The organism is Paenibacillus sp. sgz302148, assembly GCF_056120465.1.
Map to the genome: position 1 here is coordinate 249,737 of NZ_JBVYOJ010000009.1, position 23,294 is coordinate 273,030.

Here is a 23,294-nt window from a genome sequence, read left to right on the forward strand (position 1 = left end):
AGGATTCACAACGCATGAGCTTAAGCGAACGATTGAACGAAGATATGAAACAAGCGATGAAGAGTCAGGACAAGTTCAAACTCTCCGTAATTCGAATGGTTCGTTCGGCGATAAAAAATCGAGAGATCGATTTGCGCAGAACGCTGGATGACAACGAAGTGCTTGACATTCTTAGTCGTGAGATCAAACAGCGAAAAGATTCCCTCCAAGAGTTTGATAAGGCGGGTCGCAGCGACCTGGCTGAAGAAGTAAAATCCGAAATCGACGTAATAAGCGTTTATCTTCCTCAGCAGCTCTCCGAAGAAGAAGTTAAAGTTATTGTACAGCAGACCATCCAAGAAACCGGTGCTTCTTCGAAAGCCGATATGGGGAAAGTAATGGCCGCTTTAATGCCGAAAGTCAAAGGGATCGCTGACGGTAAGCTCGTTAACCAAACCGTACAGCAGCTTCTGCAATAAACAAACGAACAAACAAAGCACTCCGCACGCCAGCGGGGTGTTTTTTCTTTAAAAATCGGAAGCTGCATGACCGTTAGGCGACAGGATTCGATCCATATCGGCATAGGTTCGTTGAAACATTTATGGCCGTGCATCGTATTAAACAACTAGTGGAGGTGAATACGATGGATATACTGACAAATCCGATCGTTATGGCCCTGTTGCTTCTGATCGGACTGACCGGCATCGCATCCGCTTTGCTGCTTCGCGGTTTTATGGGAGCGGGAATCGTCGGGACTGCGGCATTCGCGGTATATTTCTATGGGCAGTTTGCGGCAGGTTCGGCAAGCATGATCGATATCGTGCTGTTCATCCTCGGCATCGTGATGCTGGCTTTGGAATTATTCGTACCAAGCTTCGGATTGCTGAGCGTGCTCGGAACCTTATGTTTGATCATCGGCGTCGTGCGCGCCGCGGAGCATCCCGGAGAAGCCGTCGTCTCGCTTGGCTTTGCTCTAGTGATCTCGACGATCATCGTCGTTTGGCTCACGAAGAAGTACAAGCATCTCGGCGAATGGAACCGGTTCATTCTGAAGCACTCGCTGAAGACGGAGGACGGCTACGTTTCTGCGGAAACAAAGACCTCTCTGCTTCATCAGTCGGGGGAAAGCATCACGCCGCTGCGCCCGGCCGGAACGGCCCTTATCGGCGGCGAACGCGTCGATGTCGTAACGGAAGGCGAATTTATTATGCCGCATCGACGGATTAAAGTTTGCAAGGTAGAAGGGAGCCGCGTCGTCGTGCGAGAAGTTATCGAGTAGTATTCGAGTAGAGCAAATATAATCAATGGAGGATGATATCGAAGATGGATCCGAATACGATTACAGTATTGCTGATTTGTGCCGTCGCCGTTGTCGTGCTATTTGTATTTTTAAGCTTTTTCCCGGTGATGCTCTGGATTTCCGCTCTGGCATCGGGCGTCCGCATCGGCATCATTACGCTTGTGGCGATGCGCTTGCGCCGCGTTATCCCAAGCCGTATCGTTAACCCGATGATTAAGGCGACAAAAGCGGGTCTGGGACTTACGATCAATCAGTTGGAAAGTCATTTTCTCGCCGGAGGGAACGTGGACCGCGTCGTAAATGCGTTGATCGCCGCAGAGCGCGCCAACATTCATCTCGTCTTCGAGCGAGCGGCCGCAATCGATTTGGCGGGCCGAGACGTACTGCAAGCGGTGCAAATGAGCGTTAACCCGAAGGTGATCGAAACGCCGACCGTCGCAGCCGTAGCAAAGGACGGAATCGAAGTGAAGGTCAAAGCGCGCGTTACGGTGCGCGCGAACATCGAAAGACTCGTCGGCGGCGCCGGTGAAGAAACAATTATTGCCCGCGTCGGGGAAGGGATCGTCACGACGGTTGGTTCTGCCAACTCGCATAAGGACGTGCTCGAAAATCCGGACATGATTTCGCGTACCGTGCTCGGCAAAGGACTGGACGCAGGGACCGCTTTTGAGATTTTATCGATCGATATCGCCGACGTGGACGTAGGCAAAAATATCGGCGCCCACCTGCAGACGGAACAAGCGGAAGCGGACAAGCGGATCGCTCAGGCGAAAGCCGAGGAGCGCCGGGCAATGGCCGTCGCCCAGGAGCAGGAAATGAAAGCGAGAGTCGTGGAAATGCGCGCGAAGGTTGTCGAATCCGAATCCGAGGTTCCGCTTGCAATGGCGGAATCGCTCCGCAGCGGCAAAATCGGCGTCATGGATTACATGAATTTGAAAAATATCGAAGCCGACACGCAAATGCGCGGATCGTTAGGCAAAATGTCGGAATCCGGCCGCAACGACGACAAGGAGTAATGCCATGCAAACGATCATCGATTTTTTGATGGGCAATATCGTATTTGTCGTCATCGTGATCGGATTTGTCATTTCGTTATTTTCCAAGCTCGGCAAACCGCAAAATCAGCCGCAGACTCCGGGCAAACGAATGAATCCGATGCCTCCTTTCGGAGGCGGCGACCCGGCGCGGCCTTGGCGCGATCCTTCGCGTCCTGCGCGGCCGATGGAGCCGCGGAAAGCGCCGGCGCCGTCACCGTTCCAAACGGCGGCTCCGGACCGCCAGGAACGGCCTGAACCGGTGTCGGAACAGGGCGCAATCCCGTCCAACGAGCGCGAAATCGCCATGCCGGCGTTGACAGCGCCGCCCGACCCAAGGCGGCCTGAGAGCTTATTGACGCCGGGCGCCATCGGCAACGAGAATTCGACGGCTGCGTCGGACGCTGCCGTACCGCAGCGGAAAGTAACGAACAGGGAGCTCGTTCAAGGGGTCATCTGGTCGGAAATATTAAGTCCGCCGCGCGCAAAAAGACCTTACTCCGGCAAACGGATGTCCTAGTGCGCATAGGAGTTTCATCGATCGTCAAGCCTTGATGCATAAGGCTTGGCGATTTTTTTACGTCTCGGGGTTCCCGCAGAGTCCCTTAATCGGCTTTGAAGCCAGACTCCACATTGTGGGTACTTTTGTTGCTCATAAAACGGATTATCGACGCATATTTTGTACAGTACAGGAGGGGGGCTGCAGCAAACATGCGCCGCTTAGGCCGAAAACTTCGAAAACTAACCTCGACCATACTCGACCTGCCTCAAGACGTTACCTTCGATATGCCCCGCGTGACGATGATCGGCAACGTGCAGCTCTATATCGAGAACTATCGCGGCGTATTGCATTTCTCCAGCGAGAGGCTGCGCCTGTCGCTGACGGCCGGCGAACTGGAAGTGCTGGGCAAGGAGCTCGTCATACGCGCGATTTTATCCGAAGAGGTGCTCGTCGAAGGCACGATCTCCGACGTGAAATATATTAGCCAATCGAAAGGGTGATCTCCTTGCAATCGTCCATCATCTCCAAACTTCGCGGCTTTGTTACCGTGGAGGTGCGCGGCGAACGACGGGAAGAACTCGTCAACGCGGCCGCCGCCGGCGGTTTTTCTATTTGGGACGTCAAGCTTACGCGCAATGAGCGGCTCGAAATGAATATTTTGCTGCGCGATTTTTTCCGGCTTCGGCCGCTCTTGAAACGGACAGGCTGCCGCATCCATGTGAAGGCGCGGTTTGGTTTTCCGTTTTTTTTGGACAAACTGGGCCATCGCAAAATGTTCGTTGTCGGCGGCGTCTCTTTTTTCATCGGACTTTATATTCTTTCATCGCTTGTTTGGAACATTCAGGTACAAGGCAACGTAAAGATAACGGAGGATCAAATCATGAAAGCGGCAGCGCAGGAGGGCATTTATCGCTTTCAATGGAAGTTCAGGCTGGATGACGCCGACGTTCTGTCGAGAAGGCTGCAAAATCATCTCCCGGGAGCTGCTTGGGTTGGCGTCGAGAAACAAGGGACGAGCATCATGATCAAGGTTGTTGAGGCTACGGTGCCTGAAGACAAGCCATTGAATACGCCGCGACACTTCGTTTCGAACGCGGATGCGGTCATTACCGAAATTATCGCCGAGAAGGGCAAGCCTCTCGTCCGCAAAAACATGCGTGTCAAAAAAGGGGATATCCTCATATCCGGCATTACCGGCGGAGGAGACAATACGGCAACGGTCGTTGCGCAAGGAAAGGTAAGGGGCCTCGTATGGCACGAATACGAGATCGCCGTACCGCTTGTGCAGCGCTATAAAGTGTATACCGGCGAGTCCAAGATCCGGCAATATGCGGTTTTCGGCGACCGCGCGCTGAAGGTGAGCGGTTTCGGGAAGCTGGAATATGCGATGTATGAAACGATCGTCGAACGGGACAAGGTGGGATGGCGGGGCTACTCGCTGCCGATCGGGTGGATGAAGGAAAAGATTATGGAATTCGAATATTTGGATACGGAACGGTCGCCGAAGGAGGCGAAAGCGATCGGACTGGAGCAGGCGCGGGCCGATTTGCTCGTCAAGGCGGGCCGCGATGCGGCGATCAAGGAAGAAAAGATTTTGCATGAAAAGACGGAGAGTGGTAAAGTTTATATGAAAGTGCTTTTCGAGATAGAGCAAAATATAGCGAAAGAACAACCCCTAGTTCACATCCAAGGAGAATGAGGCTTGTTGGCAAATTACCCACAAACGATCAAGATGACGCTGCAAAATACGGCGGAGGCGCTCGCCCTGTTCGGTCCGCAGGACAAATTTTTGCGGTTGATTGAAGAGCGGATGGATGCGCGCATCCAGTCGCGCGAGGCGGAAATATCGATTCAAGGCGAAGGGGCGATGCTGGATTCGATTCACCAGCTGCTGGACGTGCTGCTCCAGCTTGTACGCAACGGCTATGCGTTGACGGAAAGGGATATCTTGTACGCCATCGATTTGGCGAAGGAAATGAAAGCGGACCAGCTGCTAGAGCTGTACAAAGGTGAGATTACTACTACGTATCGAGGGAAACCGATTCGGGTCAAGACGATCGGTCAACGACATTACGTTTCGACCATACGCAAGAAGGACATCGTGTTCGGTATCGGACCTGCAGGAACGGGGAAAACATATTTGGCCGTCGTACTGGCCGTGGCGGCGCTGAAGGAAGGGCAAGTGAAGAAGATCGTATTGACTCGGCCCGCCGTCGAAGCCGGCGAAAGTCTTGGCTTCCTGCCAGGCGATTTGCAAGAAAAGGTCGATCCGTATTTGCGACCGCTGTATGACGCCTTATACGACGTGCTCGGAACCGATCATGTCGCCAAGGCGCTCGAGAGGGGATTAATCGAAATCGCGCCACTCGCCTACATGAGGGGACGGACGCTCGACGATTCTTTTATTATTTTGGACGAAGCGCAAAATACGACGCCCGAACAAATGAAAATGTTCTTAACCCGGCTCGGATTCGGATCCAAGATGGTCATTACCGGCGACGTGACGCAAATCGATTTGCCTCGGGGCAAAAATTCCGGATTGATCGAAGCGGGACGGCTATTAAACGAAATTGAGGAGATTGGATTCATTCACTTTACGGAACAGGACGTTGTCCGTCATTCGCTTGTCCAAAAAATTATTATGGCCTACAATAAAGAAACTGAGCAAGTTGGTCAATAAGAGAGGAATGACCTCCGTATGAACCGAAAGCTTGACGGGGCGAGAAGCAAATTTTCGTATAAAATGAGCGGATGGAAGCACAGTGCTGGCGTGCGCTTGCTTCTGTTTTTCTTTTTTGCGGTACTGTTTTATATCAGCATGGCGGACCGGCTCGTGCCGCAAACGTACGACATTAAGCTAGGCGCAGTCAGCGAAAGGGAAATCAAAGCGTCGGAGCAAATCGAGGATAAAAAAGCGACGGTCAAGGCGCAGGAAGATGCGGCGCAGAAGGTTCAGCCGATCTTTACGATCGTATCGATGCGCAACGAAATCGTTGTCGATCAAATATTCGACCGCCTGGAGCAGCTCAATGCGGACGATGAAGTTTCGTATGACAGCAAGGTTAATATTTACCGCAACGAAATTCCGGGCAAAATCGGCAATTTTACCGATTCCTTCATCCGCAACAACAAATCGAACATCAATTTGAACGCAACGCTGCTGGAAGAGCTGAAGAAGCGGGTGGACGAGCAGCAATATACGATCCCGGAAGAAACGTTCTACAAGCTGCCGAAGCTAAGCGCGGCGGAAATTGCGGAAATGCGGCCCGTAACGAGCGAAATCGTCATGCGCCTCATGAACGATCAGATCAACGACGCCCAAACGGCGAGAGCCCGCGTCGCGGAGTTGGTGAACGCATCGACGCTATCGAAAAAAGCGATGCGTGAAATCGTGCAGGAAATGGCGCGTTACGCGATTACGCCGAATCGATTTTTCGACGAGGAATCGACGCAAGAAGCGCGGGATAAAGCGCGGGAAAACACGCAGCCTGTCTATATCAAGAAAAACGACATCGTCGTCGACAAAGGCGAAGTCATTACGCAAGATATTTACGATCGTTTGGACGCTTTGAAGCTGCTTAAGGACAAAGTCAGCTATTGGCCGCAATTCGGCTTGTTCATCCTCGTACTGTTGTTTACGCTCGTTTTGTTTATGTTTATGCGGCAAAGCAGCGCGACGAGCTATCCGTACCATAACGGCCAGCTGCTTATGCTGCTGCTAATTTTTATAGTGAATATTTTCGCGATGAAGATCGTCGAGCTGGCGCAAAGCGACGAGTATCCGTATATCGGGTTTATTACTCCGCTAGCTCTCGGCAGCATGCTCGTAACGTTGCTGATGGACGGAAGGATCGCTTACGTATCCACGATTTTGTTCGCCGTCATCGCGAGCATCGTGCTGAACATGGGCCAAGATCAAATATTCGACTTCCGCTACGGCTTCGTCGCATTGGTCGTTTCCTTCGCATCCATGTTCGCGATCCATCGGGCAAGCCAGCGTTCGACGATTTTGAAAGCCGGCATCATGGTTTGCTTGTTCGGCGCCTTGTCGATCATGTCGCTGCTCATGCTGGAGGACCAAGTCAACCGGCAGGAAGTTTTTTATTCGCTTGGATTTACTTTGGCGGGAGGGCTGCTGACGGTCATTCTCGTCATCGGTCTGATGCCGTTCTTCGAGCTCACCTTCGGCATTTTGTCGGCGCTGAAGCTCGTCGAGCTGTCGAATCCGAACCATCCTTTGCTGCGCAAGCTGCTTAAGGAAACGCCGGGCACCTATCACCATAGCGTGATGGTCGGCAATTTGTCGGAAGCCGCCGCGGAATCGGTCGGGGCGAACGGCTTATTATGCCGCGTCGGCTCGTTCTATCATGACATCGGCAAAACGAAGCGCCCGAGCTATTTTATCGAAAACCAAACGAACATCGAAAACCCGCATGACTTTATCGAGCCGAAGCTGAGCAAATCGATCATCGTCGCCCATGCGCGCGACGGCGTCGAGATGCTGAAGGATCACCGGCTGCCGAAGCCGATTCGCGACATTGCGGAGCAGCATCACGGAACGACGCTGCTGAAATATTTTTACGTCAAGGCTTTGAAACAAGCGGAGGAACAAGGCGTAGAGCCGGATATCACCGAAGAAGATTACCGTTATCCGGGACCAAAAGCGCAGTCGAAGGAAGCGGCCATCGTCGGCATCGCCGATTGCGTCGAAGCCGCGGTCCGTTCGCTCCGCAATCCGACCGTGGAGCATATTGAGAATATGATTCAAAAAATCATTAAAAGCCGTCTGGACGACCAGCAGTTCAACGAATGCGATTTGACGATGAAAGAGCTTGATACGATTGCCCAATCGCTCAAGGAAACGGTAATCGGCATTTTCCATTCCCGGATCGAATATCCGGAGGATATCGCCAAAAAAACGGACAATAAGGACAACAAAGGAGAACAAACCGCATGACGTTGACATTGGAGTGGAATAATGAGCAGGATGCGCTCGAAATTACGGACGAGCTGATTGCCAAGCTCGAGACGGTATTGCAAATTGTTGGCGAAACGGAAGGCGTGGAAGCCGGCGAAGTTGCGCTCAGTTTTGTGGACGATGCCGCAATCCATCAATTGAACCGAGATTACCGGGGCGTGGACAAGCCGACGGACGTGCTGTCTTTTGCGATGCAGGAAGACGGCGACGGTGAGCCTGACATCGTCTTCGAAGTGGAAAGCGAGGATGAGGAGGAGCCGTTCGGCAATATGCTGGGCGACATCATTATTTCCGTGCCTCGCGCGATTGCGCAAAGCGAAGATTACGGCCATTCGGTCGAACGGGAGCTCGGATTTTTGTTCGCGCACGGATTTTTGCACCTGCTTGGTTACGATCATCAGGACGAGGCGGCGGAACGCATCATGATGGACAAGCAAGAAGCCGCTTTGCAAAAGGTAGGGTTGGTCCGCTAATGGAGCCTCGCAAATGGATTCGCAATTTTCGTTATGCGTATGAAGGCATTCAATACGCGTTATCGTCGCAGCGGCACATGAAATTCCATTTCACCGTGTCGGTGTTTGTGCTTCTGTTTGCGATGCTGCTTCGGCTGTCGAAGCTGGATATATTGTTCATTCTGGCTTCGATTACGCTTGTTATCGTCATGGAAATGATCAACACGGCCGTTGAAAAAACGGTTGATCTGGCGATGCCGGACCGCCATCCTTTGGCTAAAATCGCAAAAGACGTAGCCGCAGGCGCCGTACTCGTGACTGCGGTTTTTGCCGTTGCCGTGGGGGCGATCGTCTTCTACGAACCGGTGGATACGTTGCTTCGGGAGTGGCGGATGCAGCACATTTCGCTATCTGCCGGCATGGTCGTTGCGTTTGTTGCGCTGGTGCTTATTCTGATCATCGCGATCCAAGTACGATTGTCCGGCAAATCGGGTACCGGATGGAGACCAAGCCTGATCGCCGCCGTTTCGTTCGCTATCGCAACGCTGATTTGTCTCGTATCGGGCGAATCGCTCGTCATTTTACTTTCCGTTCTGTTATGCGTTATATTTGTAATTGTTTTGGTTGATAAGACCGATCGATCTATCCTGTCGCTGCTGCTGGGCGGAGCAACGGGGAGTTTAATTACGTTGCTATGCTACAGTTTGTTTCAAGCGCTGTAGGGTGGCCGGGTATTCCCGAGTGAGTATGAGCGGTATGCGGGGCGGAAAGGCGGCCGGATGACGGCCGGTTTGCCGGAACGGTAAATGAGTGTCCTCGACGTTGTTTGATTTCACATTGAGAAATAACTGTAAAACCTGCCGTTAATTTCGTTTAAAACAATTGATTTTTATCGATTAAATGGAAAACCTACAGTTAATTTCGAGGAAATATGGATTAAGCGAGGATTCCGGAAATTTTAAGTACAGGATTTACAGTTAATTTGTTCAACGTGCCTTTTGTTCTCGAATTAACTACATATTTTCCAGTTGTTTTACATTCAATATTCAATTGAACACCTTCCATAGGGGGATTTATTACATATGGCTAACGAAAAATTCAAATCCGGCTTTATCGCCATTATCGGCAGGCCGAATGTCGGCAAGTCGACGCTGTTGAACCAAGTGATCGGACAGAAGGTCGCCATCATGTCCGACAAGCCGCAAACGACGCGCAACAAAATCCACGGCGTGTATACGACGAACGGCGCGCAAATCGTATTCCTGGATACGCCGGGCATACATAAACCGAAGTCCAAGCTTGGCGACTACATGATGAAGGCCGCGGACAGCGCGATGGCGGAAGTGGACGCGATCATGTTCCTGATTGACGTAACGGAAGAGATCGGCGGCGGGGACCGGTACATTATCGAGCGGCTCAAGGACGTACGGACGCCCGTATTCCTCGTGCTGAACAAAATCGATAAAGTTCAGCCGGAGGCGCTGCTCAAGACGATCGAAATATACAAGGATTTATATCACTTCGCGGAAATCGTGCCGATTTCGGCGATGAACGGCAATAATGTGAACACACTGTTGACGCAGCTGATCAAATATTTGCCGGAAGGACCGCAATATTATCCGGCCGACCAAATTACGGACCATCCGGAGCAGTTCGTTTGCGCAGAGCTTGTTCGCGAGAAAATTTTGCTGCTGACCCGCGAGGAAGTGCCGCACTCCATCGCCGTTGCGATCGAGGATATGAAAGTGCAGGAGAACGGGGTTGTGCATATATCCGCCGTGATTTTTGTCGAGCGGGATTCGCAAAAAGGGATCATTATCGGCAAGCAAGGCGCACTGCTCAAGGAAATCGGCAAACGCGCGCGCCAGGACATCGAAAACCTGCTTGGCTCGCGTACGTTCCTGGAGCTATGGGTCAAAGTTAAAAAAGACTGGCGCAACCACGAAAGCGTTCTGAAGGATCTGGGCTTCCGCAAGGATTCGTATTGATCCTTCGGCTGTTTGTCTGTTTTGTCTGATTCGTTTGTTTTGTCCGTTCGTTTTTCCTTAGTCTCTTCTTCATTGTTCGGTTTTGATTGTGGAAATGTAGCGACTGGAAAAAGAAAGCGAAGTAAGCGAGTCGGGTATGTGCTGAGCATATGCTTACGATGCGAGTTTTCCTTCGGAAAACTTCCAAGTCTGCGTTCCGATTTCAAATCGTATAATAACCATAAAACATGATGTGAAATATACGATTTGAACAGCGGACGGAAGCACATACCCACTCGCAACGAAGCATTTCTTTTGCAAGGAGCACGCACTTTCCTTCAACGTCAACCGAACGTCCCACCTTCTCCCAGTTATTGCATCGCATATCGAAGGCTCTTTCGCCGCATCCTAACGGTGTAAATGCATAGTCATTTCCTACGGAAAGGATGAATACTCGGATGCGAGATTTTTCTTGGAAGTATTTTATGATGACTGGGGATGTCGATGCGTACATGCTCTACAAGGAAATCAACAAAGGCGTCGATCGGGACGAATGGGAGCAGGATGAGCCGCTTCAGGAGGAAACGGCGGATTTATAACGAATTGTAATTTATCGAACTGAAGCTTGGCAGGAACATGGGGGATGGACACATGCTGCATCGCGTTGAGGCGATTGTCATTCGCAGCATCGATTACGGCGAAGGAAACAAAATCGTCACGTTGTTTACGAAAACGCATGGGAAAATGGCCGTCATGGCGCGCGGAGCGAAGAAGCTGAAAAGCCGGCTGACGGCGGCGTCGCAGCTGTTTACGTACGGTGAGTATGTCTTTTACAAAAACAGCCAAATGGGTACGCTGAATCATGGTGAGATTTACGAATCTCACCATCTTTTGCGTGAGCAGTTGCATATGTCCGCATATGCCGCCTACTTGGTAGAACTAGCGGACCGCGCGCTGCAGGAGCAAGAGGCGGGGGCCTATATGTTCGAGCAGCTGAAGGCCAGTTTGGAAGCGATCGAGCAGGAAAAAGACCCGCAAATCGTCATCCATTTGTTCGAAATGAAGATCATTGCGGCTTCCGGCTATGCGCCTGTACTGGAGGAGTGCGTTTCCTGCGGAAGAACTTCCGAGCTGTTCGCCTTAAGCGCGCAGCTCGGCGGCATGCTGTGCTCCTACTGCTTGACGAAAGATCCGTCGGCAACGGCACTATCCGAAAAGGCGATTAAGCTGCTCCGGCTATTTGGGCGGCTTGACGCCCGCCGGCTCGGCAAAGTGGAAGTGAAGCCGGAAACGAAGCAGCAGCTCAAAAGGTGCATGAAGGCGTATTTGGATCACCACCTCGGCATCTCTTTTAAAGCACGCAATTTTTTGGACCAGATGGACAAGTATCATATTTAACCTTCGTCCCGGACACCCTATCGGTAAGCACATCAGCCTGAACCACGGTTCAAGGCGTGTCAACGATACGCTTGTCGAAGCCGCCCGGCTTCGAGTAGCTGAAGGAGGGATAGCGGTGGCGAGAAGAAGAAGCAGACGGCCGATCGTGCCCGAGGCGGCCGGCGCGCTGGAGCAGCTCAAGCTGGAAGTGATGCGGGATGCCGGTTACCAGGCGAACCAGCCGCAGAACGTCAAGTTCGAAGTGGCCCGTACGCTGGGCATTCCGCTCGAGCAAGGCTATAACGGCAATTTGTCGACGGAAAATGCCGGCAAAATCGGCGGGCAAATCGGCGGACGGATGGTGCGCGAGATGATCCGCATCGCGCAGGAACGGCTTCAGCAGCCGGGCCGATAGGCGAATCTGCCTGCATATTGACAATCTGCTATGAGTTAGGTATTATATTGCATAATTGTTCTCGTACAACATACGGAATAAGCTGCAATGACGGAGAAAGTAGCAGGCTGTCAGGTTATGTCAAGCGAGCCGGGGATCGTGTAAGCCCGGTCGACCGGGTCGGTGAAACGGCGCTCTTGAGCGGCAATTTGAAAAGTGGATCGAAAACGGTACGTTTTGCGTATCGGATCGGTCAATTAGGGTGGAACCGCGGGAAAACAACTCTCGTCCCTATGCTTGCATGTTCAGGCATAGGGCGGGAGTTTTATTTTTGTCCAAATGAAGAAAGGGGTAGTAGCAATGAATTTTCAGCAGATCATCTTGACGCTGCAAAACTATTGGGCCGAGCAAAACTGCATCATTCTTCAGCCATACGACACGGAGAAAGGCGCAGGCACGATGAACCCGATGACGTTTTTGCGGAGCATCGGCCCGGAGCCGTGGAATGTCGCTTATGTGGAGCCTTCCCGCCGCCCGGCGGACGGCCGTTATGGGGAAAACCCGAACCGGCTGTACCAGCATCACCAGTACCAAGTTATTTTAAAGCCATCGCCTGACAATGTGCAGGAGCTGTACCTGGAAAGCTTGAAGCGTCTCGGCATCGACCCGCTCAAGCATGATATCCGCTTCGTAGAAGATAACTGGGAATCGCCGACGCTTGGCGCATGGGGACTCGGCTGGGAAGTATGGCTCGACGGCATGGAAATTACGCAGTTCACGTATTTCCAGCAAGTCGGCGGCATCGACGCAAACCCGGTCGCCGTCGAAATTACGTATGGCCTGGAACGGCTTGCGTCCTATATTCAAGACAAAGAAAACGTATTCGACCTGGAGTGGGTGGACGGCGTAACGTACGGCGACGTATTCAAGCAGCCGGAGTACGAGCATTCCAAATATACGTTTGAGGTTTCCGACGCCAAAATGCTGTTCTCTCTTTTCAACACGTACGAAGAAGAAGCGAAAAAAACGATGGAGCAAAAGCTCGTATTTCCAGCGTACGATTACGTGCTGAAATGCTCGCACACGTTCAACTTGCTCGACGCGCGCGGCGCGATCAGCGTTACGGAAAGAACCGGCTACATTATGCGCGTCCGCAATTTGGCCCGCGCCTGCGCGGCGACGTATTTGGAGGAGCGCGAGCGGCTCGGCTTCCCGTTGCTTAAGAAAGGAGCGAACGAAAATGCCTAAAGATTTGCTCATCGAAATCGGGATGGAGGAAATTCCGGCCCGTTTTATGCGCGGTGCGATGGATCAGTTAAAAGATAAATTGACGAAATGGCTTGCCGATTCCCGGATCGAGCACGGCGAGGCCCAAGCGTTCGCAACGCCGCGCCGGATTGCGGTTCGCGTGCTGGCGGTTGCCGATAAGCAGCAGGATATCCAGGAGGAAGCGAAAGGTCCGGCGAAAAAAATCGCCCAGGACGAAAACGGCAACTGGAGCAAAGCGGCTTTAGGGTTTGCTCGCAGCCAAGGGGTCGAACCGGAGAAGTTGTACTTCAAAGAGCTTGGCGGCGTGGAATACGTCTATGCGCAGAAGAACAGCATCGGCGTCGAGACGTCGGCCGTTTTGACGGAAGGACTGCAGCAGATCGTTACGTCAATGACGTTCCCGAAAAATATGCGCTGGGGCAGGCTGGAGCAAAAATTCGTTCGTCCGATCCGCTGGCTCGTCGCTTTGCTGGGCGATGCGGTCGTCCCGCTTGAAATTGCCGGCGTAACGGCTGGCCGCGTATCCAAGGGACACCGATTCCTTGGCCGCGATACGGAAATTACGAGCCCTGCGGCGTATGAAGCGTTGTTGAAAGATCAGGCTGTCTTCGTCGATGCGGAAGAGCGCAAAGATCTGATTTTGCAGCAAATCAACGCGATCGCGGCGGAAAAGGGCTGGACCATCGCCATTAAGGACGATTTGCTCGAGGAAGTACTATTCCTTGTTGAATACCCGACGGCGTTATTCGGTTCATTTGATCCTGCATTTCTCAGCATTCCGCAAGAAGTGCTCATTACGTCGATGCGCGAGCATCAACGCTACTTCCCGGTGCTTGATCAAGCGGGACAGCTGCTGCCGTATTTCGTGACGGTACGCAACGGCAACAGCGAATCACTAGATATCGTGGCAAAAGGCAACGAGAAGGTGCTTCGCGCCCGCTTGTCCGACGCCCGCTTCTTCTACGAGGAAGATCAGAAGCTTCCGATCGCAACGGCACTCGCGAAGCTGGAGACGATCGTATTCCACGAGGAGCTCGGCACGATCGGCGATAAAGTGCGCCGCATTCGCGCCATCGCGGACCGTTTGGCCGCTCTGATCGGCGTGGACGCCGAGACCGCACAGCATGTCGGCCGTGCAGCCGATATTTGCAAGTTCGACCTCGTGACGCAAATGGTATACGAGTTCCCCGAGCTTCAAGGCGTAATGGGCGAAGATTACGCCCGCAAAGCGGGAGAGCCTGAAGCTGTCGCCAAAGCGATCAACGAGCATTACCAGCCGCGCTTCTCCGGCGATGCTTCGCCGGCATCGATTGTCGGCTCCATTGCCAGCATCGCGGATAAAATCGACACGATCGTCGGCTGCTTCTCGATCGGCATCATCCCGACCGGCTCGCAGGACCCATATGCGCTTAGACGCCAAGCCGCGGGCATCGTGCAGATCATTTTGGATCATGGCTTGACCGTCAAGCTTTCACAAATATTCGACGCAGCGCTCGCCGTGCTTGATCAAGCGAAGCTGCTCAAGCGCCCGTCTGCGGAAATCGTCAAAGACTTGTTCGATTTCTTCACCCTGCGCGTGAAAAACGTATTGTCGGAGAGCGTGTGCTATGACGTCGTAGATGCCGTATTAGCCGGCTCGGAAGGCATCGACGACGTAGGTTCGGTCGTTCGCCGCGGTTCCGCGTTGATGGATACGGTGGCAAACCAAGCCGACTTCAAAACGGCCGTCGACTCGTTCAACCGGGTGGCGAATCTTGCCGCCAAAGCGGACAGCCACGCAATCGATCCGGCGATATTTGCCGAAGCGGTCGAGCGGGAGCTGTACGACGCATGGCAATCGGTTCGCGGAGCATACGGGGAAGCGATGACATCGGGTCAAGAGCGCGAGGCGCTGTCGATCATCGGCAAGCTGAAGGAGCCGATTACCCGCTACTTCGATCAGGTGATGGTCATGGCAAACGACGAGGCAATCAAAGCGAACCGGCTCGCCCAACTGAGCGGCATTGCCGGCGACTTGCGCAGCTTTGCCGATTTCTCCAAGATCGTATGGTAAACTTCCCGATGGAAGAGGATCGTCAATCGCCGGTCGTTTACGTCGTGTCCGATTCCGCGGGAGACACGGGGGAGTTTGCCGTAAGAGCGGCCGCGGCGCAATTTCATCCCGTTGTCGTTGACATTCGCCGCTTCCCGTTCGTTCAAAATGAGGAGGCGATCGATAAAGTGCTGTCGGACGCAAAGCGGCAGCGTGCGATGATCGCATTTACGCTTGTCATTCCGGAGCTGCGCGATTATTTGCTGGAGCAAGCGCGGCTTCACCTTGTGGAGACGATCGACCTGCTCGGTCCGCTGCTCGACAGTCTCGAGAGACGAGTCGGGCGCAAGTCGCTGCGGGAGCCGGGCATGAACCATATGCTCGACGAAGATTACTTCAAGAAGGTCGAAGCGGTCGAGTTCGCCGTAAAATACGACGACGGCCGCGACGTGATGGGCGTGCTCAAGGCGGACATCGTGCTTGTCGGCGTGTCCCGGACGTCCAAGACGCCGCTATCGATGTACTTGGCGCACAAAAAATATAAAGTGGCGAACGTGCCGCTTGTGCCGGAGCTGCAGCCGCCAAGCGAGCTGTTTACGATCGACAAGTCGAAGGTCGTCGGCTTGACAATCAATTCCGCCAAGCTGAACGAAATCCGCAGGGAGCGCCTCAAGGCGCTCGGACTTGCGGAGAACGCCAATTATGCCAAGATCGAGCGGATTGGGCGCGAGCTGGAGCACGCGAACTCGATCATGGAACGGCTTGGCTGCGTCGTCATCGACGTGTCGAATAAAGCAGTGGAGGAAACGGCCAGCGTCATTCTGGATATGTTTCGCCAGCGCAATTAATCTGCCTTTCGGGGCAGATTTCTTTTGTTCAATCTTTCGACAAATTTCGATATGAATCGACGGTACTTGCTTTTATGGAAAAGCAGGATTTTTTAAATCTTCATCGTATATAATATTACGGTAATCAGGGATCGACGGATCTATTGTATTATTCATATTATCGTTCGATAAACGGGGGATTCTCATTGTAGCGACGGCTCCGAAAATCATTGTTGATGCGGATGCATGTCCGGTCAAACGCGAAATTGCCGAAACCGCGCGGCAGTTCCATGTTCCTGTCCTGCTGGTCGCTTCGTACGCTCATCGGCTGGAAGCCGAGGCAAGCGTACAAATCGTCCAGGTTGACCCGTCCTCGCAATCCGTCGATTTGTATATCGCCAATCGGATTTCGCCGGGCGATGTTCTCGTGACGCAGGATTTTGGGCTCGCGACGATCGGTTTGGCGAAGCGCGCTCATGTTTTGTCGAATCACGGCCAGCTGTATACGGACAGCACGATCGACTTTTTGCTGGAGAGGCGGCACCAGCTTGCCAAGGATCGGCGCGGCGGCAAGCGGGGCAAAGGTCCGCGGGCGTTCACCGACGAGGATCGCAAAAAGTTTCTACAAAACCTGACAAAAGTTTTACGACTTTTGCAGGAGAATACGTGAGTGCAGCGAATAATTATTATCGTGCTTACAGAGATGAAGGTGGTTTAGATGAGCAGCGGCAATATTCCGGATGAGATCATTGAAGCGATCTTAAAGGCAAGCGACATTGTCGAAGTCGTAGGGAAATACGTGCATCTAACCAAAAACGGGAAGTCTATGAAGGGGCTCTGTCCTTTCCATTCGGAGAAAACGCCTTCGTTCACCGTGACGCCGGAGAAACAAATCTACAAATGCTTCGGCTGCGGCAAAGGCGGAACTGCCATCCAGTTCATGATGGATATCGAGAACTATTCGTTCCCGGAAGCCGTTCGGCATTTGGCAGAAGATGCGAATATTCCGTTCGACTGGAAGCAGGCGGATCACGAACCGACGGAGCGGGATCAGGAAAGGCAATCCCTGCTTGAGGCTTACAGGCTTTCGGCGATGCTGTACAACCATCTGCTCAAAAATATGGAGTTCAGCATTCCGGCCAAGCAGTATTTGCAGAAGCGCGGATTTTCCGATGCGATGATCGACCGGTTCCAAATCGGCTACGCTCCGAACATGTGGGAAACATTGGCGCAATTTCTGGAACGGCGAGGCTTCGATCCCGCATTGATGGAGAAGGGCGGACTGTTGTCCGAACGATCCGAGAGCCAAGGATATTACGACAAGTTCCGCGACAGGGTCATGTTCCCGATCAGTGATGCCAGCGGCAAAGTGATCGCGTTCGGGGGACGAATACTCGGCGACGGACAGCCGAAATATTTGAATTCGCCCGAGTCGATTTTATTCCGCAAGAGCAAGCTGCTTTACAATTTGCATCAAGCGAAAGAATCGATTCGCAAGACGCGGCAGGTCGTGTTGTTCGAAGGTTACGTGGACGTCATCAAGGCATGGGAAGCCGGCGTAACGAACGGCGTGGCCACGATGGGTACGGCGCTTACCGAAGAACATGCGATTCTGATGCGGCGGTTTGCGGAGCACGTCGTCATCTGCTACGACGGCGACAATGCCGGACAAGCGGCGGCGTACAAGAGCATGGCCATTCTCGAAAAAGCCGGGCTGCATGCGACCGTTTCGGTCATCCCGAACCGGATGGACCCGGACGAATACATTACGGCCTACGGCGCCGACAAGTTCATGAATGAAATGATTCGCCATGCGGTATCGCCGACAAAATTTAAACTTATATATTTGCGAAAAAACCATATACTGCTAGAAGATGACGGGAAATTGAATTATGTCAAGGATGCCGTCAAAATCATCGCAGAGGTTCCTTCGCCGACGGAGAGAGAGCACTACGTTAAAGAATTGTCTTCCGAATTTGAAATATCGTTCGAAACGTTAAAGCAGGAATTAAATGAAGTTCGGCAGCAGCAACAGCAAAAAATAAACCGACATGGGGATAATATCCAGAATTCGTGGAATACTGTTATGCATGAAAAAAGAGTCGCACCTTCCACGCCCTCTTTACTCCCCGCTTACCATAACGCTGAACGCAATCTGCTCGCCATTATGATGCAAAACGATGAAGTGGCGGGTTATGTCGAACAACAGTTGGGAGATCAATTCAACGTCGAAGCTCACGCAGCATTAGCTGCTTATTTATATGCTTATTATGCGCAAGGCAAGCCACCCGATGCCCGGATGTACATGACGTCGCTGAAGGATGACGCTTTGGAGCAGATTGCGGCATCCATACTCATGGACATGAACCTCGGTTACAATGAGCAGGTAATCGACGACTACATTCGGGAAATCAAAAAAGTGCCGCGTCAGAAAGAAATCGAAACAAAAAAAGAACAAATGATGCGGGCGGAACGTTCAGGCGACGTGCTGGCGGCCGCACAAATCGCAAGCGAGATTATTGCCCTAGAAAGACAGCTGAAGTTATTGCAGGGATAACGTTCTAGGGAGGAGGGAGTCGGGTTATGGCAAATGATCAACATACTGAACTAGAGACCGAACTATCACTGGATCAAGTGAAGGATCAGTTGATCGAGCAAGGCAAGAAGCGGTCAGCGATAACGTATAAAGAGATTATGGAGAAGCTGGCCTCATTCGATCAGGATGCGGATCAAATCGATGAATTTTTTGAGCAATTGGCCGATTTGGGCATTGAAGTGACGAACGATAACGAAGACGACATGCATATGAGCGACGATCGCGACCGCGATCGCGATCATCATGACGAATTCAACTTCGACGACGACCTGTCTCTGCCTCCGGGGATCAAGATCAATGACCCGGTTCGGATGTATTTGAAGGAAATCGGCAGAGTGCCTTTGTTGTCGGCCGACGACGAGGTGGACTTGGCGAAGCGGATCGAAAACGGTGACGAAGAGGCGAAACGGAGGCTCGCGGAAGCGAACTTGCGGCTGGTCGTCAGCATCGCCAAACGTTATGTCGGACGCGGCATGCTGTTTCTGGATCTGATCCAGGAAGGGAACATGGGCTTGATTAAAGCCGTAGAAAAGTTCGATCATACGAAAGGCTACAAGTTCAGTACGTATGCGACCTGGTGGATTCGGCAGGCGATCACGCGGGCGATTGCGGATCAGGCAAGAACGATTCGGATTCCCGTACACATGGTGGAAACGATCAACAAGCTGATCCGGGTTTCGCGGCAATTGCTGCAAGAGTTCGGGCGCGAACCGACGCCGGAGGAAATTGCGGCGGAGATGGACCTCAGCACGGACAAAGTTCGCGAAATTATGAAAATCGCGCAAGAGCCGGTATCGCTCGAAACGCCGATCGGCGAAGAGGACGATTCCCATCTCGGCGATTTCATCGAGGATCAGGAAGCGCTCGCTCCGGCTGACGCCGCGGCATACGAGCTGCTGAAAGAACAGCTCGAGGATGTGCTCGACACGCTCACCGAACGGGAAGAAAACGTGCTTCGTTTGCGCTTTGGACTTGATGACGGGCGGACCCGGACGCTCGAGGAAGTCGGCAAAGTATTCGGCGTTACGCGCGAACGGATTCGGCAGATCGAAGCGAAAGCGTTGCGGAAGCTCCGTCATCCGAGCCGGAGCAAACGTTTAAAAGATTTTCTTGAATAATGGCAGCCCCGATCCGATATAAGTTAGAGAAGGACCTTTCTGCTTGCAGTAAGGTCTTTTTTTCCAAGGAACGCTAATGAGGACGGCGCGAACTTGGGACCAGTTCTAACGATGGGGTGATCCGGTGGATCAAGAGAAACGAAATATAATTGTCAAGGAAATTGAGCATTGGCGGCGCAGCAAGCTGCTGCCTGAGCATTATTGTGATTTTTTATTGAATCTGTATGCCGATAAATCAACGGACAAGCCTTCTTCACGCTCGGGCGGTCAGTCAACAACGCCTATAGCTAATAGCAGCTGGAAAAGCTGGTTGCTTGGGATTGTCATAATTTCCTTGATTTGTTTATCTGGGATTTATTTTAACTCTTTTCCCGCACCTTTGCAAATTGGGGTCACGCTGCTGTTCGTCTCCGCATGTTACGGGGTCGGCGTGAAATATCGGGAAACGAATACCGCGGTTTCCTTCTCCGCGATCGGAGCGGGAAGCATATCGCTGCTCGGCATCGGACTTTACATGCTTCGGCTGCATCAAATCCAGCCGATTGGCTGGACGATTGCTTTTTTGGCCTTATGCAGTCTCGTTTGGCTGATCTTGGGCATTCTGTTGCGCATTCGATTATTTCATCTGTGCGGCTGGATCGGCTTCATCATGATTTACGGATGGCTTCTCTTTCCGCAAGCCGTCAAAGCTTCTTGGATCGAGCTGCAGCTGTACTGGTTGCCGGCATGCTTTATTTTTTGTTGGCTCGCTTCGTTGTTTCATCAACGGAACAAATCGGCGTCCGGCGTATTGTTTATTGTAGGCGCGTTGCTCTGGTTTGCGCCGGAGCTTGACCACATGTTCGTAGACGGCAGTATGGCCGGTGTCGTGCAATCGTTATTGCTGGTGAAAATTGTGTTCGGAGCGGTTTTATTATTTGCGTTCAGAAAAAAATGGATTGAATGGATGGCTTAAATGGTTAAATTATCATCAAGACTGGCGATGATTGCCGGTCAAGTTCCGCAAGGCAGCCGGATCGCCGATATCGGATCGGATCACGCGCTGCTGCCGACATATCTTGTACAACGCGGCGTAGCGGCGTTTGCCGTTGCCGGCGAAGTCAATCAGGGTCCTTTCGAGGCCGCCAGCAAACAGGTCGCTCAAGCGAAATTGGCGGATGTCGTTTCCGTACGTCGCGGCGACGGCTTGGCGGTGATTGGGCCGGGCGAAGTCGACGTCATTACGATCGCGGGCATGGGCGGAAGTCTGATCGTCAAAATATTGTCCGCAGGCGAATCGAAACTGCAGGGCGTGAAACGTCTTGTTCTGCAGCCGAACGTCGGCGAGGACCAGGTGCGGACCTGGCTATTGGAACGGGGATGGGTTCTCGTAGAAGAGCAGATCCTGGAGGAAGACGACAAAATATACGAAATCTTAACCGCCGAACGGATGGCGAACGCGGAAGAGCTGAATGCCGAATTATATCCGGATACGATCCGCTTGACGTGCGGCATAAGCGTTACCCGGGAGCGACTGATCGCTATGGGTCCGTATCTGCTTCGGCAAGCCGACCCTGTCTTGTTCGTCAAATGGGAGCTTGAGATCGGCAAACTGGAGCGGATAGTCGGGACGTTGCAGCAATCTAGTCTGGAAGCTTCGCGAGAGAAGGAAGATCAGCTCCGTCAGGAGATCGCTTGCATTAAGGAGGTATTGCAATGTTTGCAAAAGGACAAACCGTAATCCAAATGTTTGAGCAATTCGCGCCGAAGCATTACGCGGAGCCGGACGACCGGATCGGCTTGCAGCTCGGCACGCTTCAGAAGGAAATCAAGAAGGTGCTCGTCGCGTTGGACGTGACCGACGATGTCGTCGAGGAAGCCATTCGCGAGCAAGTTGACCTGATCATCGCGCACCATGCGATCATGTATATGCCCGTCAAGACGCTGCAAACGGACTCTCCGATGGGCAAGCTGTACGAAAAGCTGATCAAGCACGATATCGCCGTCTACATCGCGCATACGAATCTGGATGTCGCCGACGGCGGCATTAACGATATGATGGCCGAGGCGCTTGGCATGAGCCAGCTGTCCTGCCTTGAGGAAGTACATACCGAAAAGCTGAGCAAGCTCGTCGTATTCGTGCCGAAATCGCACCACGAGCAGGTACTGCAAGCGCTGTTCGCTGCCGGAGCCGGCTGGATCGGCGATTATAGCCACTGCAGCTTCAATATTGAAGGCACGGGCACCTTTATGCCGCGAGAGGGCACGGAGCCGTTTATCGGCAAAGAAGGCAAGATTGAGCGCGTTAACGAGGTGCGCGTGGAAACGATCGTGCCGCAAAGCATGCAGCGCCGCGTCGTGCAAGCGATGCTCAAGGCGCACCCGTACGAGGAAGTAGCCTACGATTTGTATCCTGTTGATCTGAAGGGGCGTACCTTCGGATTGGGGCGGGTCGGCAAGCTGCCGGAGACCGTAACATTGGAGCAATTGGCAAACCAAACGAAGGCGGCGTTTGACGTACCCGTTGTTCGTGTAGTCGGCGAATTGCAGCGTCCGGTACGCAAGGTCGCCGTATTGGGCGGAGCCGGACGCAAATTTGTGCGGCATGCCTTGTTTAACGGCGCCGATGTGCTGATCACGGGCGATATCGATTATCACACAGCCCACGACGCGTTGGCTGCAGGTCTTGCGATCATCGATCCAGGGCACAATATCGAGAAGATCATGAAGTCGAAGGTCGCCGACCTGCTGCAATCGAAAATGACCGAATCGAAATATGCGACGCAAGTCATCCCATCGACGGTCAATACGGAGCCGTTCCGATTCGTATAGCTGGAAGCCGCGCCAATTCGGTGCAAACCTGTTATACATTTATCGTTGTACTTTTGCCGGAATGTTTGTATACTAGTCAATGTATATTGGGAAGTTTGACAGACAATCGCTGGTGAGCGCGAGCTCACGAGAGGAAAGTCCGGGCTCCGCAGGGCAGGGTGCTGGATAACGTCCAGTCAACGCGAGTTGAAGGATAGTGCCACAGAAATGGACCGCCGATGGCCGCTTGCGGCACAGGCAAGGGTGGAACCGTGGTGTAAGAGACCACGAGGAGCGTGGGTGACTACGTTCCTGGTAAACCCCACTTGGAGCAAGACCGAAGAGGGACGCAGCGGTTTGAACCGCAGCCTTAGCCCGAGGCGCGTCCGGGTTGGTCGCTTGAGCCGGTCAGCAATGGCCGGCCTAGATAGATGATTGTCGCTTTTACGGTGGGAGGGTAGTTCCCGTTTTGACCACTCGAAGCACAGAACCCGGCTTATGGCAAACTTTCCATAACTACTACAATGCGTATAAATGAGTTCAGCAAAGCAACAGCCGAGTCTTGCCGCGAATCTTCTGCTCAAGCAGCCGGTTCCGGCCATGTGACGACGGCTGGTTTTGTTTTCGCTTTTTGTTTTACGTCGTAAATAGAAAAGCATGTTACACGCAAGTTAGCCTT

General features: G+C 52.7%; 23 protein-coding genes and 1 other RNA gene. All 24 read left to right on the top strand.

Features of this window, described 5'->3' with window-relative positions:
• Positions 1 to 14: 14 nt before the first annotated feature.
• The 24 genes from AC0LWM_RS15605 (at position 15) to rnpB (ending at position 23,129) form a co-directional block, all read left to right on the top strand.
• Entirely contained in the window at positions 15 to 458 is a 444-nt protein-coding gene (locus tag AC0LWM_RS15605; protein WP_474675878.1) for a GatB/YqeY domain-containing protein, read from the top strand.
• A gap of 164 nt (positions 459 to 622) precedes the next feature.
• Positions 623 to 1,258, top strand: a complete 636-nt coding sequence (locus AC0LWM_RS15610; RefSeq protein ID WP_474675879.1) for an NfeD family protein — start codon at positions 623 to 625, stop codon at positions 1,256 to 1,258.
• A 44-nt stretch (positions 1,259 to 1,302) separates the two neighbouring features.
• Entirely contained in the window at positions 1,303 to 2,295 is a 993-nt protein-coding gene (gene floA / locus AC0LWM_RS15615; protein WP_474675880.1) for a flotillin-like protein FloA, read from the top strand.
• Between the two features lie 4 nt (positions 2,296 to 2,299).
• Positions 2,300 to 2,833 (top strand): hypothetical protein, encoded by a 534-nt coding sequence (locus tag AC0LWM_RS15620; RefSeq protein WP_474675881.1) that lies wholly within the window; start codon positions 2,300 to 2,302, stop codon positions 2,831 to 2,833.
• 191 nt (positions 2,834 to 3,024) lie between these two features.
• Positions 3,025 to 3,315, top strand: coding sequence for a sporulation protein YqfC (yqfC, locus tag AC0LWM_RS15625; RefSeq protein ID WP_474675882.1), 291 nt, complete (start codon positions 3,025 to 3,027; stop codon positions 3,313 to 3,315).
• The gene (gene yqfD, locus AC0LWM_RS15630) at positions 3,312 to 4,514 is read left to right on the top strand and encodes a sporulation protein YqfD (protein ID WP_474675883.1); all 1,203 of its coding nucleotides are present in this window, start codon (positions 3,312 to 3,314) and stop codon (positions 4,512 to 4,514) included. The genes yqfC and yqfD overlap by 4 nt, the downstream gene beginning before the upstream one ends.
• Positions 4,515 to 4,547: 33 nt before the next feature.
• Complete coding sequence (locus AC0LWM_RS15635; protein ID WP_474675947.1) at positions 4,548 to 5,495, top strand: PhoH family protein; 948 nt, start codon at positions 4,548 to 4,550, stop codon at positions 5,493 to 5,495.
• Positions 5,496 to 5,513: 18 nt separating this feature from the next.
• The gene (locus tag AC0LWM_RS15640; protein WP_474675884.1) at positions 5,514 to 7,772 is read left to right on the top strand and encodes an HD family phosphohydrolase; all 2,259 of its coding nucleotides are present in this window, start codon (positions 5,514 to 5,516) and stop codon (positions 7,770 to 7,772) included.
• Positions 7,769 to 8,266 (top strand): rRNA maturation RNase YbeY, encoded by a 498-nt coding sequence (gene ybeY, locus AC0LWM_RS15645; protein WP_474675885.1) that lies wholly within the window; start codon positions 7,769 to 7,771, stop codon positions 8,264 to 8,266. Before AC0LWM_RS15640 ends, ybeY begins: the two co-directional genes overlap by 4 nt.
• Positions 8,266 to 8,967: a diacylglycerol kinase family protein gene (locus tag AC0LWM_RS15650; RefSeq protein ID WP_474675886.1), complete on the top strand. Its 702-nt coding sequence runs from the start codon at positions 8,266 to 8,268 to the stop codon at positions 8,965 to 8,967. Before ybeY ends, AC0LWM_RS15650 begins: the two co-directional genes overlap by 1 nt.
• Before the next feature lie 360 nt (positions 8,968 to 9,327).
• Complete coding sequence (era, locus tag AC0LWM_RS15655) at positions 9,328 to 10,233, top strand: GTPase Era (protein ID WP_474675887.1); 906 nt, start codon at positions 9,328 to 9,330, stop codon at positions 10,231 to 10,233.
• A 437-nt stretch (positions 10,234 to 10,670) separates the two neighbouring features.
• Entirely contained in the window at positions 10,671 to 10,811 is a 141-nt protein-coding gene (locus AC0LWM_RS15660) for a YqzL family protein (RefSeq protein WP_474675888.1), read from the top strand.
• A 52-nt stretch (positions 10,812 to 10,863) separates the two neighbouring features.
• The gene (gene recO / locus AC0LWM_RS15665) at positions 10,864 to 11,610 is read left to right on the top strand and encodes a DNA repair protein RecO (RefSeq protein WP_474675889.1); all 747 of its coding nucleotides are present in this window, start codon (positions 10,864 to 10,866) and stop codon (positions 11,608 to 11,610) included.
• 115 nt (positions 11,611 to 11,725) lie between these two features.
• Positions 11,726 to 12,004, top strand: a complete 279-nt coding sequence (locus AC0LWM_RS15670) for an alpha/beta-type small acid-soluble spore protein (protein ID WP_474675890.1) — start codon at positions 11,726 to 11,728, stop codon at positions 12,002 to 12,004.
• Positions 12,005 to 12,343: 339 nt separating this feature from the next.
• Positions 12,344 to 13,231 (top strand): glycine--tRNA ligase subunit alpha, encoded by an 888-nt coding sequence (gene glyQ, locus AC0LWM_RS15675; protein ID WP_474675891.1) that lies wholly within the window; start codon positions 12,344 to 12,346, stop codon positions 13,229 to 13,231.
• On the top strand, positions 13,224 to 15,305 hold the full coding sequence (gene glyS, locus AC0LWM_RS15680) for a glycine--tRNA ligase subunit beta (protein ID WP_474675892.1): 2,082 nt from the start codon (positions 13,224 to 13,226) through the stop codon (positions 15,303 to 15,305). Before glyQ ends, glyS begins: the two co-directional genes overlap by 8 nt.
• Before the next feature lie 8 nt (positions 15,306 to 15,313).
• On the top strand, positions 15,314 to 16,132 hold the full coding sequence (locus AC0LWM_RS15685) for a pyruvate, water dikinase regulatory protein (protein WP_474675893.1): 819 nt from the start codon (positions 15,314 to 15,316) through the stop codon (positions 16,130 to 16,132).
• A gap of 184 nt (positions 16,133 to 16,316) precedes the next feature.
• On the top strand, positions 16,317 to 16,781 hold the full coding sequence (locus AC0LWM_RS15690) for a YaiI/YqxD family protein (RefSeq protein ID WP_474675948.1): 465 nt from the start codon (positions 16,317 to 16,319) through the stop codon (positions 16,779 to 16,781).
• A 48-nt stretch (positions 16,782 to 16,829) separates the two neighbouring features.
• A complete protein-coding gene (gene dnaG / locus AC0LWM_RS15695) occupies positions 16,830 to 18,668 on the top strand; it encodes a DNA primase (RefSeq protein ID WP_474675894.1) in 1,839 nt (612 codons plus the stop codon).
• Positions 18,669 to 18,694: 26 nt separating this feature from the next.
• Positions 18,695 to 19,825, top strand: coding sequence for an RNA polymerase sigma factor RpoD (gene rpoD, locus AC0LWM_RS15700; protein ID WP_474675895.1), 1,131 nt, complete (start codon positions 18,695 to 18,697; stop codon positions 19,823 to 19,825).
• Positions 19,826 to 19,949: 124 nt separating this feature from the next.
• Entirely contained in the window at positions 19,950 to 20,780 is an 831-nt protein-coding gene (locus AC0LWM_RS15705; RefSeq protein ID WP_474675896.1) for a hypothetical protein, read from the top strand.
• Positions 20,781 to 21,545 (top strand): tRNA (adenine(22)-N(1))-methyltransferase, encoded by a 765-nt coding sequence (locus AC0LWM_RS15710; protein WP_474675897.1) that lies wholly within the window; start codon positions 20,781 to 20,783, stop codon positions 21,543 to 21,545.
• Positions 21,521 to 22,636, top strand: coding sequence for a Nif3-like dinuclear metal center hexameric protein (locus AC0LWM_RS15715; protein ID WP_474675898.1), 1,116 nt, complete (start codon positions 21,521 to 21,523; stop codon positions 22,634 to 22,636). Before AC0LWM_RS15710 ends, AC0LWM_RS15715 begins: the two co-directional genes overlap by 25 nt.
• A 90-nt stretch (positions 22,637 to 22,726) precedes the next feature.
• An RNA gene (gene rnpB, locus AC0LWM_RS15720) (RNase P RNA component class A) lies at positions 22,727 to 23,129 on the top strand.
• Positions 23,130 to 23,294: the final 165 nt, after the last annotated feature.